The organism is Rhizobium sp. 11_C7_N12_5, from assembly GCF_051811145.1.
In the GTDB taxonomy this organism is placed as follows: domain Bacteria; phylum Pseudomonadota; class Alphaproteobacteria; order Rhizobiales; family Rhizobiaceae; genus Rhizobium; species Rhizobium lusitanum.
In genome coordinates, this window is the sequence record NZ_JBPWPY010000001.1 from 720828 (window position 1) to 734412 (window position 13585).

16 protein-coding genes are annotated in these 13585 nt (G+C 61.7%); 4 read left to right on the forward strand and 12 right to left on the reverse strand.

Annotation, left to right across the window (positions count from 1 at the left end; translation table 11 throughout):
- Positions 1–4: 4 nt before the first annotated feature.
- Genes AB8B29_RS03465 through AB8B29_RS03480 form a run of 4 tightly spaced genes read right to left on the reverse strand, consistent with a single transcriptional unit; the run spans position 5 to position 2385 of the window.
- A complete protein-coding gene (locus AB8B29_RS03465) occupies positions 5–1246 on the reverse strand; it encodes an RNA polymerase sigma factor (RefSeq protein WP_037194392.1) in 1242 nt (413 codons plus the stop codon).
- A 10-nt stretch (positions 1247–1256) separates the two neighbouring features.
- A complete protein-coding gene (locus tag AB8B29_RS03470) occupies positions 1257–1634 on the reverse strand; it encodes a YciI family protein (protein WP_037193807.1) in 378 nt (125 codons plus the stop codon).
- Between the two features lie 18 nt (positions 1635–1652).
- Positions 1653–2015 carry a YciI family protein gene (locus AB8B29_RS03475; RefSeq protein ID WP_037193810.1) on the reverse strand — a complete coding sequence of 121 codons (363 nt, stop codon included), beginning with the start codon at positions 2013–2015 and terminating at the stop codon, positions 1653–1655.
- A gap of 10 nt (positions 2016–2025) precedes the next feature.
- Complete coding sequence (locus AB8B29_RS03480; RefSeq protein ID WP_037193812.1) at positions 2026–2385, reverse strand: YciI family protein; 360 nt, start codon at positions 2383–2385, stop codon at positions 2026–2028.
- Between the two features lie 155 nt (positions 2386–2540).
- On the opposite strand from AB8B29_RS03480, the gene AB8B29_RS03485 reads away from it, so the two are divergent.
- Positions 2541–2771, forward strand: coding sequence for a hypothetical protein (locus tag AB8B29_RS03485; protein ID WP_037193814.1), 231 nt, complete (start codon positions 2541–2543; stop codon positions 2769–2771).
- 28 nt (positions 2772–2799) lie between these two features.
- On the opposite strand, the gene AB8B29_RS03490 is transcribed toward AB8B29_RS03485, so the two are convergent.
- The 3 genes from AB8B29_RS03490 to AB8B29_RS03500 all read right to left on the reverse strand — a co-directional run bounded on the left by AB8B29_RS03490 (position 2800) and on the right by AB8B29_RS03500 (position 5243).
- Positions 2800–4302, reverse strand: coding sequence for an AMP nucleosidase (locus tag AB8B29_RS03490; protein ID WP_037193816.1), 1503 nt, complete (start codon positions 4300–4302; stop codon positions 2800–2802).
- A 124-nt stretch (positions 4303–4426) separates the two neighbouring features.
- Positions 4427–4588, reverse strand: a complete 162-nt coding sequence (locus AB8B29_RS03495) for a hypothetical protein (RefSeq protein WP_162693676.1) — start codon at positions 4586–4588, stop codon at positions 4427–4429.
- Between the two features lie 316 nt (positions 4589–4904).
- On the reverse strand, positions 4905–5243 hold the full coding sequence (locus AB8B29_RS03500) for a DUF2147 domain-containing protein (RefSeq protein ID WP_037193818.1): 339 nt from the start codon (positions 5241–5243) through the stop codon (positions 4905–4907).
- Between the two features lie 465 nt (positions 5244–5708).
- On the opposite strand from AB8B29_RS03500, the gene AB8B29_RS03505 reads away from it, so the two are divergent.
- The gene (locus AB8B29_RS03505; protein ID WP_034507870.1) at positions 5709–5972 is read left to right on the forward strand and encodes a sel1 repeat family protein; all 264 of its coding nucleotides are present in this window, start codon (positions 5709–5711) and stop codon (positions 5970–5972) included.
- Positions 5973–6103: 131 nt separating this feature from the next.
- Here AB8B29_RS03505 and AB8B29_RS03510 read toward each other — a convergent pair whose 3' ends face one another.
- Both AB8B29_RS03510 and AB8B29_RS03515 read right to left on the reverse strand, forming a co-directional pair.
- Positions 6104–7216: a pyridoxal phosphate-dependent aminotransferase gene (locus AB8B29_RS03510; protein ID WP_113119218.1), complete on the reverse strand. Its 1113-nt coding sequence runs from the start codon at positions 7214–7216 to the stop codon at positions 6104–6106.
- A 91-nt stretch (positions 7217–7307) separates the two neighbouring features.
- On the reverse strand, positions 7308–7700 hold the full coding sequence (locus AB8B29_RS03515) for a PilZ domain-containing protein (RefSeq protein ID WP_037193823.1): 393 nt from the start codon (positions 7698–7700) through the stop codon (positions 7308–7310).
- Positions 7701–8008: 308 nt separating this feature from the next.
- Between AB8B29_RS03515 and AB8B29_RS03520 the strand changes: the two genes are divergently transcribed.
- Together AB8B29_RS03520 and AB8B29_RS03525 are read left to right on the forward strand one after the other, a co-directional pair.
- Entirely contained in the window at positions 8009–8446 is a 438-nt protein-coding gene (locus AB8B29_RS03520; RefSeq protein ID WP_047562220.1) for a glyoxalase superfamily protein, read from the forward strand.
- 64 nt (positions 8447–8510) lie between these two features.
- Positions 8511–9878: an MATE family efflux transporter gene (locus AB8B29_RS03525; protein ID WP_439006152.1), complete on the forward strand. Its 1368-nt coding sequence runs from the start codon at positions 8511–8513 to the stop codon at positions 9876–9878.
- 49 nt (positions 9879–9927) lie between these two features.
- On the opposite strand, the gene iolB is transcribed toward AB8B29_RS03525, so the two are convergent.
- The 3 genes from iolB to iolD all read right to left on the reverse strand — a co-directional run bounded on the left by iolB (position 9928) and on the right by iolD (position 13574).
- Positions 9928–10725 (reverse strand): 5-deoxy-glucuronate isomerase, encoded by a 798-nt coding sequence (iolB, locus tag AB8B29_RS03530; RefSeq protein ID WP_047562205.1) that lies wholly within the window; start codon positions 10723–10725, stop codon positions 9928–9930.
- A gap of 16 nt (positions 10726–10741) precedes the next feature.
- Positions 10742–11656, reverse strand: coding sequence for a myo-inosose-2 dehydratase (gene iolE / locus AB8B29_RS03535; RefSeq protein WP_113119216.1), 915 nt, complete (start codon positions 11654–11656; stop codon positions 10742–10744).
- 67 nt (positions 11657–11723) lie between these two features.
- Positions 11724–13574 (reverse strand): 3D-(3,5/4)-trihydroxycyclohexane-1,2-dione acylhydrolase (decyclizing), encoded by a 1851-nt coding sequence (gene iolD / locus AB8B29_RS03540; RefSeq protein WP_113119215.1) that lies wholly within the window; start codon positions 13572–13574, stop codon positions 11724–11726.
- Between the last annotated feature and the right edge of the window lie 11 nt (positions 13575–13585).

Sequence of the window (13585 nt, forward strand, 5' to 3'; positions counted from 1 at the left end):
CCGGCTAATGCCGGGTTTTGTCTTCCAGTTCGGCCAGCCGCTTGCGCAGAAACGCTTGCTCCGGCGCCTGTTGGCAAAGCGAAAGCGCCATCTCGTAGGATTGCCGTGCTTCCTCGTTGCGCTCGAGTTGGCGCAGGAAATCAGCTTTGGCAGCGTGGGCAAGGTGATATCGCGCCAGACGCTCCTCGCCGAGCAGGCTATTCACGATGGCGAGCGCCGCTGCCGGCCCATCACACATCGAGACGGCTACCGCCCGATTGAGTTCGATCACCGGCGAGGGATTGGCCAGCAGCAAAAGGTCATAGAGGGCGACAATCCGCCGCCAATCTGTGTCGTCTGCTGTCGCGGCGCGCGCATGTTCGGCGGCGATGGCGGCTTGCAGGGCGTAGGTGCCGACGCCGTCCGCGGTCATGGCCTCGGCCGAGAGAGCCAGGCCCTCGCGAATCCTGCTGCGATCCCAGAGCGAGCGGTCCTGATCGGCGAGCAAAACCAGCTCACCGGCGGCGTCCGCGCGGGCAAGCCGTCGCGAATCCTGCAACAGCATGATCGCCAGCAGTCCCGAGACTTCCGGATCCGGCAGAAGCTGCAGCAACAACCGGCCGAGCCGGATGGCCTCGGCTGCGAGATCGGCGCGAACGATCGTTGCGCCAGAGGATGCGGAATAGCCCTCGTTGAAGACGAGGTAGATGACGTGCAGCACCTGGGCCAGCCGCTCCGGCAGCTCCATCTTGTCAGGCACCTCATAAGGAATGCCGGCCGCGCGGATGCGGTTCTTGGCGCGGACGATGCGCTGGGCGACGGTTGGCGCCGGAATCAGGAAGGCGTGGGCGATCTCCTCCGTCGTCAGGCCGCACACCTCGCGCAGCGACATCGCCATCTGCGCTTCCGCCGGAATGAGGGGATGGCAACAGGTGAAGACCAGCCGCAGCATGTCGTCCTCGATCTCTTTGCGTTCAGCGATCTCCATCGTCTCCCCCTCCGGATAGAGGCTGTCGGCGATATCGGCCTGGGCAGCATCGAAGCGCACCCGCCGCCTTATGTGATCGATGGCGCGAAAGCGGCCGGCGGAGACAAGCCAGGCATAGGGATTGGCCGGAATCGTCTCCTCCGTCCATTGCTGCGCGGCCGCTGCGAACGCATCGTGGAGCGCCTCCTCGGCCCGATCGAAATCGCCGAGCAAGCGGATCAGCGTTGCCAGCACGCCGCGCGAATGGCTGCGATAGATGCTGTCGATGGTCTGGTTCAGCGACACGGCGTCAGCGTTTCTCCGCTAAGTCTCCCCGAAGCGTCAGGATACGCACCGGACGAATCTCGATGGCACCATAGCGTGCCGAGGGAATGTGTTTGGCGATATCGGTCGCGCTATCCAGATCGGGCGCATCGATGAGATAGAAACCGGCCAGATGTTCCTTCGTCTCCACGAATGGCCCATCCGTCACCGAAAACGTGTCGCCCTGCGGTCGGATGACGATCGATTTATCTCGGAGTTCCAGCGCATCCGAAACGATCAGGCGGCCGTCCTGCCGCAGACTCTCATCATAGACGAAATGCTCGGCGATCAGATGGTTCATCTCGCTTTGAGTCAGCCTTCCGTCGACGTCGACTGATGTGTAGATCAGGCATAGAAATCGCATCGCTCTCTCCCTTAGCGCCTATTCATCCGGAAACCGGATGTCGAAGGCCGCACGGACCTCGATCATGCCGTAGCGGGCGACGGGGAAGGTGGCGGCAATGCGCGTGGCTTCCTCCATGTCCCTGGCCTCGATCAACACGAAGCCGCCGAGATGCTCCTTCAACTCCGCGAAGGGACCGTCGGTGATCGCGGTCTCGCCCTGGCGCACCCGGACCGTTCTGGCGGTCTCCGGCTCCCGCAATGCATTGGCGACGATGATATGGCCGCTGGCGCGCAGCCGGTTGTCGTTGTCGATGGACTCCTGCGTCAGCTGTCGCCCTTCCTCCTCGGAAAGCTTGCTGATCTCGGCTGTCTCGAACCAGACCTGACAAAGAAATTTCATCGCCGCCTCCTCAAAGATCCGAGCCGAAGGAATGGATAGGCCGCACCTCGATGCTTCCGAGCTTTGCAAGCGGGATGCCGGCAGCAACCCGGATTGCGTCGTTCAGATCCTTCGCATCGATCAGGATGAAGCCGCCTAGATATTCCTTGGTCTCAATGAAGGGACCGTCCGTCACCGCGGTCTCGCCGTTGCGGACCCGCACCGTAACCGCCGAGCTTGGCGACTGCAGCGCCTCGGCATGGATCATGTGCCCGCTGGCCATCAGATCCCGGTCGTAGCCGAGCGAATCCGAATCGAGCCTGTGCTTTTCCTCCTTGGTCATGGTGTCGAGCATCGAACCGTCGAACCAGACCTGGCAGAGATATTTCATCGCAGCTGCTCCTCTCGCAATTTGATAACAGCCATAGACGAGCCGGCCGTACGCAAATCGACAGCCCGATCCGCAGCATGACAAAAATTTTCGGCCCTGTCGAAAAAGCTCGACCCCGGTCGACCAGCTCCGTCGTCACGAAAGGAGAGACGGAGATGTACGGTCTGGAAGCCGCAATCGTGCACTACTGGCAAAAGAAGACAATGTCGGAAGAAGAGCTGCTTGACGCGGCGGATGTCGGAAGGGTCGTGTTCCGCATCTGGATGGGGTTCGCGGGCTTTGCCCTGCTGATCCTGTGCCTGAGCTGGGGTGCGGCGCCAAACGACGAACGGCCGCAAGTTGCGGCCGCTGCCAAGATAGTTTCGATACCGGCAGAAGGGCGGTAGGGGGAGAGCCCCAGCCTATTGGCCCGGCTTATTGAAACGCCGTTTCGAAGAAGCTGCGCAGCTTGCGCGAGTGCAGCTTTTCCGGCGGCATTTCGGCCAGTTTCTGAATGGCGCGGATGCCGATCTGCAGATGCTGGTTCACCTGGGTGCGATAGAAGGCGGTCGCCATGCCCGGCAGCTTCAGTTCGCCATGCAGCGGCTTGTCGGAGACGCAGAGGAGCGTGCCGTAGGGAACGCGGAAGCGGAAGCCGTTGGCGGCGATGGTCGCGGACTCCATGTCCAACGCCACGGCGCGGGCCTGCGACAGGCGCTTGACCGGGCCTGCCTGATCGCGCAGTTCCCAATTGCGGTTATCGATCGTGCCGACTGTGCCGGTGCGCATGATGCGCTTCAGCTCGAAGCCCTCGAAACCGGTGATTTCGGCGACGGCCGCCTCCAGCGCCACCTGCACTTCGGCGAGCGCCGGGATCGGCACCCAGACCGGCAGATCGTCGTCCAGAACATGGTCTTCGCGCATATAGGCGTGTGCGAGCACATAGTCGCCGAGCCGCTGGCTGTTGCGCAGGCCGGCGCAATGGCCGAGCATCAGCCATGCATGCGGGCGCAGCACGGCGACGTGGTCCGTGATCGTCTTGGCGTTGGACGGGCCGACACCGATATTGATCATGGTGATGCCGGCATGCCCCTTCTTCTTCAGATGGTAGGCCGGCATTTGCGGCAGGCGCGGCGACGTCACATCGCCCTCGGGCCGGCTGGAGCCGGCCTTGGTGACGATATTGCCGGGTTCTACGAACTCGGTGTAGCCGTCTCCGCCGCTGGCCATCAGATCCCGCGCCCATTTGCAGAATTCGTCGATATAAAACTGATAGTTCGTGAACAGCACAAAATTCTGGAAATGCGCGGCGCTCGTCGCGGTATAATGCGAGAGGCGGGCCAGCGAATAGTCGATACGTTGCGCGGTAAACGGTGCGAGCGGCGAGGGCTCTCCCGGAGGCGGGATATATTCGCCGTTGGCGATCTCGTCGTCCGTCGTGTTCAGATCCGGCGTATCGAAGAGGTCGCGCAGCGGAATATCCTCGAAAGCCGCAGCGGAGGCCTCGACATGCGCGCCTTCGCCAAAAGCGAAATGCAGCGGAATGGGCGTCGACGATTCGGACACGACCACCGGTACATTGTGGCTGCGCATCAAGAGCGTCAGCTGCTCTTTCAGATAATGGCGAAACAGTTGCGGACGCGTGATGGTGGCCGTGTAGACGCCCGGCGCGGTGACGTGACCATAGGAAAGACGCGAGTCGACATGGCCGAAGCTCGTCGTTTCGATACTGACCTGCGGGTAGAAGGCGCGGTAGCGCGCCGTGATCGGCGCACCCTTGGCCAACTCGGTGAAACTGGCGATCAGGAAGGCGGTATTGCGATCGTAAAGCTCCGTCAGCGCGTCGACGGCCTTGGCCGAATCATCGAAGGTCCGGGGCTGGACCGGGCTGGGGGAGGAGATGTCGAGGGGTGAAAAAGGAGAGATTCTGTTGCTCATGAGCCATTATAGAGTGTCGTTGTTAACAAGCAAACGACGTTGAAAGAGACGGCTCTGGATTTTCGCAGCTATTTTCTTGCAATCGTGCCTCCAGCCCAGCCATCCGGGATGGAGAGATGTTTCCTTATTGCACGGTCGTGCAATAAGGCGCGCCGGTTTGCAGGCAGGTGAAGCTTGCCCCGAAATGCGATTGCGCGCCGCTGCGGCCGGCGTGTTCGACCGCAACAGAGAAGCTGAATGCGAAGACGGCTGCAAACAGCATAACGATGACAAAACGCCGTGCCATGATAAACGAGTCCATGTTCCTGACCCTACCCGTGCCCTATACTGGACACTGTTTTGCCATGGTCAGGCTGAACAGGTGCTGAGATACCGGTTCATCCAGCGTTCATGAATCTTACCGGACTTGATTGTCGATTTGCATGCCGCGCCTAATGAGGCCTGCCCGAAGGGTCGCGGGCAGGCGCACAGGATCACGCATTTTTCGGACGGTGCGCTCCTTAGAGCGGTTACGCGTTTCACGGAATCGCCCCACCGCTCCATGATGTTGTTTTTGCGCAATCCCGGACGGAAAACCGCTTCGCACTTTTCCTGGAATTGCTCTAGAGCCTCGTCCAGGTCTGCGACTTGCAGAAGATTTTCAGGACGCAGCCCTTCATCCTGACGGTATTGCCACTGACGGAGCCGGAGCCGCTATAGGTCTTGTCCTCGGAAGGGTCGGTGAGTTCGCCCGTATAGCTGCCGTCCTTGCCCTGCATCTTGCCGATCTGCCGGCCGGCATATTTGCCTGTTTTCAGCGTCACGCAATAGCTGTCCGCGCAAGGTGTGATGGCGGCGGTATCGCCTTCCACGGTCTTCCAGTCGCCCACGATCGGCTCGTCAGCGAAGGCTGCGCTTGCGCTGACGAGCAGCGCCGCGGCGAGAATGGTTACACGGATCATTTTGTTGTTCCTCCCCAGGGTGCCGTCCGGCCCTGCGACCGGAAATACGCCAAGATTATCTAACGCGAACGTAAAGGTAAATATGGTTTCCAAGCGCAAATTCCCGTTATGCTGGCCTCCAGCGTCCTGTCGAAAAATACTGTTTCCGATGACTACAGCTCATTTCGTGGTGAACGAAGGGTTTAAATCCAGATCCTAACAAAACGTAAAATTCGCGCAAAAGTCCTTAGTTTGCAAGGCAAGCGATGTTTAACAAAATCCCAAGTTTACCAAGCATTTGTACTTTGTTTGCACCGAATTAAGCATGCATTTTAGCCGTTTTTTGAAAGCCGTCTGCGATTGTGAGGTCATCAAACGAGCGGGGCAAACCCGCCGGCCGGAAGGACCGGAAAGCCGCGAACGACGGCAAGGTCCTAACGGAAAAACAGGGCAAGTACGAACAGAAGTAAAACAGGGATAAAACCGATGGCACGCTTCGAAACACCGATGTCTGAAATGGCCATGATGGGTGGCAACAGCGCCGATGCCCTTTGCGAGCTGGGCGTGAACTACGCGACCGGCAGGGGCTGCACCGCAGATCTCGTGGCCGCCCATAAATGGTTGAATATCGCGGCCATCCGTGGCAGCGCGCGGGCCGCCGAGCTTCGTGCCGACGTCGCCGCAACCTTGACCAAGATGCAGCTCGCCGCAGCGCTCCGCGCCGCCCGCGAGTGGATGACCACGCACTGAAGCGCGCCAACTAAATACGACGGCTGACCTCGAAAGAGGGGATGTCGGCGGACGACGGAGAGGCGAACCGCCGAAACAACGAAAACCGCGACCGGCCGGAACAAGGCCGGCGCGGTTTCTTCGTTTGAGATTCAACCGATCGCCTTCAGCACCTTAGGCAGCGCTTCGGCCAGCAGATCCAGATCTTGGGCAGGTCCGACACTGATGCGGATGCAGCGGTTGAGCGGCGCGACGCCCGGCATGCGGATGAAAACACCGTGCTGGATCAAGCCATCGACGATCGCGCGGGCATAAACGCCCTCGCGGCCGCAGTCGATGGCGACGAAATTGGTAGCGGAGGCAAGCGGCAGGAGCCCGTTGTCCCGCGCGATCACGCCGATCTGCTCACGAGCCGCCTGGATCTTGCGGACGACCTCGGCGAGATAGGCCTGATCCTTTAGCGCGGCGAGCGCCGCCACCGTCGCCAGCCGGTTCATGCCGAAATGATTGCGGATCTTGTCGAAGGTCAGCACCGTCTCGGGCATGCCGATGGCATAGCCGATGCGGGCTCCGGCAAGACCATAGGCCTTGGAGAATGTGCGGGTGCGCAGCACGTTCGGCAAATCGATCAACGTTGAGATCGCCGGCAGGGAGCTCGCTGGTCCCGTCTCGCTGTAAGCTTCATCGAGGATGAGCAGGCAATTTTCGGGCAGGGCGCGGGCAAAGGCGACGATCTTGTCCGCCTCCCACCAGCTTCCCATCGGATTGTCGGGATTGGCGAAATAGACGAGCGGCGCATTCTCGCGTCTGACCGCTTCAAGCAGCCCATCCAGATCTTCGCGATCGTCGACATAAGGCACGGTCACCAGGCGGCCGCCGAAGCCCGAGACGTGGAAATTGAAGGTAGGGTAGCCGCCAAGCGAGGTGACGACAGGCGTGCCCGGCTCGATGACCATGCGCGCGATAAGCCCAAGCAGGCTGTCGATGCCTTCGCCAACGGCGATATTGGCGGACTGGACGCCGAGATGCGCGGCGAGCGCCTGCTTCAGCGCAAAGTTTTCCGGATCGTTATACATCCAGATGTCGCCCGCCTGCTCGCGCATGGCTGCGATGACCGAGGGCGCGGGGCCGAAGCCGTTTTCATTGGCGCCGATGCGGGCTTTGACCGTCAGCCCGCGCTGACGCTCCAGCGCTTCGGGGCCGACGAAAGGCACGGTGGAGGGAAGGGCGCTGATCAGCGGCGTGAAGCGCGAAAAGGCGGACATGCTGGCTTGTTTTCCCGAATTCTGTTGCAAGGTGCGGCAGAATAGGCGCTTGGCGTGCCGTTGCAAGAGCGGAAAGCTGCGGGATCTGCGCCTACCGTCTCCTGCCGCGCGCGGCGAGCGCTTCGGTATTGCCGATCATGAAATCGGCGCGAACGACGCGGCGCAATGTCTCCGGCTCGATCAGGTTGATGAAGCGGACATGGATGCGGTTGCCGTTGCGGCTCGTTTCGGCGCAGGCGATGCGATAGGCGAGGCCGAGAATGTTCAGGTAGTAATGGCTCGGCAGCCCGACGGTCGTGGCGACGACGAAGCTGGCGCCGCCGCGCGAGATGTCGACGATCTCGGCGCTGCGCATGGAAATACCGGTGAGACAGGGACGTACCGCCACGAGACGCGCCGGCCTCTGGACAAAGAACCGTTCCCAACTCCGTTCGTAGACTTCGGATTTGACTTTCGCCAGATGCGTTGCGCGAAGCATTGTCATTCCCTGTTGAAGAGCAGACCGAATTCATCTCGGTTACACCATGAACCTTGCACGGAGGTTTTGCGGAAGCGTCAATTGCATTGGTAGAATTTTAACGGGTTCGCCTTTTGTGCCGATTTGGATGCAGCTTGACAGGAACATTGGCTTCGATCATACGGATTGTCGGTTTGAGGCGCCTGCCGCTCGCGGATAAAATCCAAGGTGAAGTCCTCGCAGTTTTGGTCACAGCCACATAGGGCATGCTGACTGACGGCAATGCGAGCCCCGTTCCACGGTCGTAAATGCGTGCCTTAGCAAAGGCTGACCTCATGACGACGACCTATCCGTCCATAGATGAATTAAAGGTGCAGGCCCGGCGTTTGCGTCAGGCCATGGCTGAGCGCGGCGATGACATGAGCCATAGCGCCGCGCTGGAGCTCATCGCCAAGCAACATGGCCTGCGAGACTGGAACACGCTCTCAGCGCTCGCGGCCAAACCGAATGACAGGCCCGATGCGCCCTTCGCGGTCGGCGCTGCCGTTCGCGGCCGCTATCTGAACCAAGCCTTCACCGGCAAGGTTCTGGCACTATCAGCGAAGTCCGGCGGGCTTTACAAGATCACCATTCACTTCGACGAACCGGTCGACGTGGTCGCCTTCGAGAGCTTTTCGGCCTTCCGACAGCGCATCAACGCCCAGGTCGACGCCGATGGTATCTCGCCGCGCAAGACGTCGAACGGCGTGCCGCATCTGGTGCTCGACATCTGATTTATCCCGTCATCAACGAATCTCGAGCTTCGCCTTTCGCAAGCGGCTCCGCCTGGATCTTCACATGACACGTCATTCCGAAACCAACATGTTCCTCACCGGCTGGCTGCCCGGCGTTTTTGCCAAAACCGCCGCGCCGATCGTCGTCATCACGACAGTCAGCGGCCTTTTTGCCGTGGTCGACGCCTATTTCCTCGGCGTCTACGTCGGCGCCGCCGCGCTGTCTGCGGTCAGTCTCATCTTTCCCGCCTTGATGTTGCTCATTGCGCTGCAATCGCTGGTCTCGAACGGCATGGCGAGCATTCTCGCGCGCCGCCTCGGGGCCGGGGATCGTGTCGGGGCAAGGAGTGTGTTCGCCGGCGCCCATGCGCTGGCGATCGCCGTCGTGATCCTCATCAACATCGTCTATTGGGCGGCGGGCCGACAGCTCATCGTCATGGCGGCGGCAGGAAATGCAACGGTTGCCGCCAATGCCGAAGCCTTCATGGGCGTCATGGTCGCCTTCGCGCCGATCAGCTTCTTTTTGTCGCTGCATGTCGATGCACTGCGTTGCGAGGGGAGGCTCGGCTTCATGACGCTGGTGACGCTTGCCTCGACCCTGCTCAATATCTTCGCCAACTGGCTGCTGATGGCCGTGGCCCATTGGGGTGTCGTCGGCTCGGCCGGCGGTTCGATCCTCGCGCAATTCATCTGCCTGGCGATCATTCTCGTATATCGCCTGCGTCGTCCCGGTGCGCTCGCGGTCGACATGAAGCTGCACCTGCGCGAATGGCGCGGCATCTTCGCGTTCGGCGCGCCGATGAGCCTCGGCTTCATCGGTATCTCGTTGAGCTCGGCGGCAATCCTCTTCAACCTGTCGATCTGGCACGAGGGCGACTACGTCTCGACCGTTGGCGCCTATGGGATCGTGACGAGTGTGATGACTTTCGCCTATCTGCCGCTTCTCGGCCTCAGCATCGCGCTGCAGACCGTATCGGGCCACAATCATGGCGCGGCACTTCCGGCCCGCGTCGGCCGCAGCGTGCTGATCGCGATGGCCTCGGCTCTGATCTATTGCGCCATGGTGGAACTGATCGTCGAAATGCTGGCGGGACATCTGGGGGCGATCTTCGTCGCGGATCCGCTGATCGTCGCGGAAGTCGGCCGTATTCTGCCATGGACGATCGGCGCCTACTTCCTCTTCGGCCAGGCGATCATTCTATCATCCTATTTCCAGTCGGTCGGCGATGCGAAACGCGGCGCGATCTTCGGCTTGTCGCGGCCCTATCTGTTCACGCTGCCGCTGACATTTCTTTTGCCGCTCTTCTTCGGCGAAGGCGGGATCTGGATGACACCGGTCTTTGCCGAGGCGGGAATGATCCTGCTCATCTGGCTCGTGCTGTCGCGCAACGCCAGAAACCGGGGCTGGCGCTTCGGCCTGTTGCCGGCATGAAACAGAAAGGCCGCGCTCTCGAGGCGCGGCCTTTCCTTTCGGAGGCCAGTTAGGCCTTGAGCAGCCATTCGTGTTCCGGCGCGTTGTAGAATTTCCAGATGCGCTTCGGACCAGCCATGACGTTGAGATAGTAGAGATCATAGCCATGGCACGCGGCGCAGGGATGGTATCCCTTCGGCACCAGCGTCACGTCGCCGTCCTCCAGCACCATTACCTCGTCCAGCGATCGGTCGTCGGTATAGACGCGCTGGAAACCGAACCCCTGCGGCGGGTTGAGGCGGTGGTAATAGGTCTCCTCGAGGAAGCTTTCGTTCGGGAGGTTGTCCTGGTCGTGCTTGTGGGGAGGATAGGACGAGGTATGGCCGCCTGGCGTGATCACTTCCACGACAAGCAGCGAATGTGCCGCGCCGTCGTCTTCCGGCATGATGTTGTTGACATGGCGAACGTTGGTGCCCTTGCCGCGTGTCAGCGCGGGGTGCGTACCCGGCGGGATGGCGCGCGCCTCATAGGAGCCGCCGCCCGGAGCCGAGCAGACGGCAAGTTCCAGCTCGGTTTCGGCCGTGACCGACCAGCTCGAGCCGGCCGGAATGTAAAGTGCATGGGGCGCGCCCTCGAACGGGCTCATGCGGCCGCCGAGCACGCCGAAATCCTTCGCGCCCGCCTTGGCGCTTCCCTTGCCGCTGACCCAGACGAGGCAGACTTCGCGATCGCCGGTTTCCGCCGAGGCCGTTTCGCCCGGCTTCAGGCGATGGAGATCGAAGCCGACATAGGTCCAGCCGGCGCTTTGCGGCGTGACATGGGTGACGCGGCCATGGGAGCCATCAGGTTTGACCTTGAGATTTGGCATGGGCGTTCTTCCTCACTTACTTGGGGAAACCCTCGGTTTCCACCGTATAACCTGCGGCCGTCATGACGCGCATCAATTCGGCATGGCCGATCTCCGCCATTTTCCGCGGCGGAGCCTTGCGCGGGTCCTGTTCGGCCTCGACGACGAACCAGCCTTCATAGCCATAATCGGCCAGGCGCTGGACGATGGCCCCGAAATCGAGCGAGCCGTCGCCCGGCACCGTGAACGCGCCGAGCGCCACCGCGTCGAGGAAGGACTGCCGGCTGCGATCCAGCCCATCCACGACAGGCTTGCGGATATCCTTGACGTGGACATGGTTGATGCGGGCGTGGTGGTTGTCGATGGCGCGCAGGACGTCGCCGCCGGCAAAAGCGAGGTGACCCGCGTCGAGCAGAAGCGGAATCCCTTCGCCGGAATAGCGCATGAAGGCGTCGAGCTCCGGCTCGGTTTCGACGACTGCGGCCATGTGATGGTGATAGGAGAGCGGCATGCCCTGCTCGGCGCACCATTCGCCGAATTCGGTCACGCGGCGCGCATAGGCCTTCATCTCCTCATCCGAAAGGCGCGGCTTGGTGGCGAGCGGCTTGGAGCGGTCGCCCTGGATGGAGCGGCCGACTTCGCCATAGACGATGCAGGGTGCGTTGACCGCCTTGAACAGCGCGATCATCGGAGCGATGCGGTCCTTGTTGGCGGCAAGTTCCTCGTTGACCAGCGTGCCCGAAAACCAGCCGCCGCAGAGCGTCACGTCGGCGGCGCGCAGGATCGGCAGCATCTCCTCAGGATTGCTCGGGAAACGCCGACCCTGTTCCATGCCGGTGAAGCCAGCACCGCGTGACTGGCGCAGGCATTCTTCGAGAGATACGTCGTCGCTCAGCTCCGGAAGATCGTCGTTCCACCACGCGATGGGCGACATGCCAAGTTTGGCCTTCATCAATGGTCTCCTTGAAAATAGTGTTGGAGGAGCCGAAACGCTCCTCCGGAAAAATGAAAGAAATCGATCAGCCGATACGCTGGACGGCGCGCGCTTTTTCGTAGGCGGCACGGGCCTTGTTGACCTCAAGCCGGGGGCTGACTTCGGGAACGGCGACGTCCCACCAGTGACCGCCTTCATCCGTCGTGATCAGCGGATCGGTGTCGATGACGATGACCGAGGTGCGCTCGTTCTTCTTCGATGCCTCGATCGCCTGTTCCAGTTCGGCGATGGAGGCGACTTTCACGGCAACCGCGCCCATGCTCGCGGCATGCGCCCTGAAGTCGATGTCCGGCATCACCTCATGGTACGAATCCTTCAGCAGATTGTTGAAGTTCGCGCCGCCGGTTGCCATCTGCAGCCGGTTGATGCAGCCGTAGCCCCTGTTATCGAGGAGGATGACTGTGAGCTTCAGGCCGAGCATGACCGAGGTCGCCAGCTCCGAATTCAGCATCATGTAGGAGCCGTCGCCAACCATGACGACAACGTCCTTGTTCGGCCGCGCCATCTTTGCGCCGAGGCCGCCAGCGATCTCGTAACCCATGCAGGAGAAGCCGTATTCCATGTGGTAGCTGCCGGGCGCGGTTGCCGGCCAGAGCTTGTGCAGCTCGCCCGGCAGGCCGCCGGCGGCGCACAGCACGATGGTTTTATCGCCGCCGAGCGTGCGTGTGACAGCGCCGATCACCTGGGCGTCGGAGGGCAGGGCGGCATTCGTGGTCGCCATCGCCTTGGCGGCGGCCTCCATCCAGACCTTCTTCTCCCGCGTTGCCTGCTCCGCGAGCGAGGCCGGAGCCCGCCAGCCGGCAAGGCCGGCGCCGAGTGCCTTCAGACCTTCGCGCGCATCCGTCACCAGTGGGTGACTATCGTGCTTCAGCGCGTCATAGGCCGCTATGTTGAGGCCGATCAACGCCAGCTTTTCGTTCTTGAATAGCGCCCAGGAGCCGGTGGTGAAGTCCTGGCACCGGGTGCCGACGGCGATCACCAAATCGGTGTCCTCGGCAATGGCATTGGCGGCCGACGTGCCTGTGACGCCGACCGAGCCGAGCGCCAGCGGATGCCTCTCGTCGATCGCCGACTTGCCGGCCTGCGTAACGACGACGGGGATGCCATGCGCTTCGGCGAAAGCAGTCAGTTCCTTGGTCGCCTGTGAATAGAGCACGCCGCCGCCGGCAAGGATAACAGGCTTTTCGGATTTGCGGATCAGCGCAACGGCATTCGCCAGCTCGTCGGCATCCGGCTGCGGGCGTCGCGTCGTCCAGACATGTTCCTCGAAGAAGCTCTCGGGATAGTCGAAGGCTTCCGCCTGCACATCCTGGCAAAGCGACAGGGTCACCGGACCGCAATCGAGCGGATCGGTCAGTACCTGCATGGCGCGCTTCAGCGCCGTGATGATCTGCTCCGGCCGGGTGATGCGGTCGAAATAGCGCGAAACCGGGCGGAAGGCATCATTGGCGGAGACCGTGCCGTCGCCGAAATCCTCGATCTGCTGCAGCACCGGATCGGGCGCGCGGTTGGCGAAGACGTCGCCGGGGAGGAAGAGAACGGGGATGCGGTTGACATGCGCGACACCTGCGGCAGTCACCATGTTCAGCGCGCCGGGGCCGATCGATGTTGTGCAGGCCATGAAGCGCTGGCGGAAGCTCGCCTTGGCATAGGCAATGGCGGCATGGGCCATGCCCTGCTCGTTGTGAGCGCGATAGGTCGGCAGCTCCTCGCGCACCTGATAGAGCGCCTCGCCGATGCCGGCGACGTTGCCGTGACCGAAGATCGCCCAGACGCCGCCGAAGATCGGCTGCTTCTGCCCGTCGATGATGGTCATCTGCTTCTTGAGGAAATGTGCGACGGCCTGCGCCATCGTCAATCGGATCGTCTTGCCCATGGGGCGCCTCC

Coding starts and splice junctions, on each gene's coding strand:
- AB8B29_RS03525 (WP_439006152.1), top strand. CDS start 8,511: ATGACACGTCATTCCGAAACCAACATGTTCCTCACCGGCTGGCTGCCC.
- AB8B29_RS03475 (WP_037193810.1), bottom strand. CDS start 2,015: ATGAAATTTCTTTGTCAGGTCTGGTTCGAGACAGCCGAGATCAGCAAG.
- iolE (WP_113119216.1), bottom strand. CDS start 11,656: ATGAAGGCCAAACTTGGCATGTCGCCCATCGCGTGGTGGAACGACGAT.
- AB8B29_RS03495 (WP_162693676.1), bottom strand. CDS start 4,588: ATGGCACGGCGTTTTGTCATCGTTATGCTGTTTGCAGCCGTCTTCGCA.
- AB8B29_RS03480 (WP_037193812.1), bottom strand. CDS start 2,385: ATGAAATATCTCTGCCAGGTCTGGTTCGACGGTTCGATGCTCGACACC.
- AB8B29_RS03505 (WP_034507870.1), top strand. CDS start 5,709: ATGGCACGCTTCGAAACACCGATGTCTGAAATGGCCATGATGGGTGGC.
- AB8B29_RS03515 (WP_037193823.1), bottom strand. CDS start 7,700: ATGACAATGCTTCGCGCAACGCATCTGGCGAAAGTCAAATCCGAAGTC.
- AB8B29_RS03510 (WP_113119218.1), bottom strand. CDS start 7,216: ATGTCCGCCTTTTCGCGCTTCACGCCGCTGATCAGCGCCCTTCCCTCC.
- AB8B29_RS03500 (WP_037193818.1), bottom strand. CDS start 5,243: ATGATCCGTGTAACCATTCTCGCCGCGGCGCTGCTCGTCAGCGCAAGC.
- AB8B29_RS03520 (WP_047562220.1), top strand. CDS start 8,009: ATGACGACGACCTATCCGTCCATAGATGAATTAAAGGTGCAGGCCCGG.
- AB8B29_RS03490 (WP_037193816.1), bottom strand. CDS start 4,302: ATGAGCAACAGAATCTCTCCTTTTTCACCCCTCGACATCTCCTCCCCC.
- AB8B29_RS03485 (WP_037193814.1), top strand. CDS start 2,541: ATGTACGGTCTGGAAGCCGCAATCGTGCACTACTGGCAAAAGAAGACA.
- iolD (WP_113119215.1), bottom strand. CDS start 13,574: ATGGGCAAGACGATCCGATTGACGATGGCGCAGGCCGTCGCACATTTC.
- AB8B29_RS03470 (WP_037193807.1), bottom strand. CDS start 1,634: ATGCGATTTCTATGCCTGATCTACACATCAGTCGACGTCGACGGAAGG.
- iolB (WP_047562205.1), bottom strand. CDS start 10,725: ATGCCAAATCTCAAGGTCAAACCTGATGGCTCCCATGGCCGCGTCACC.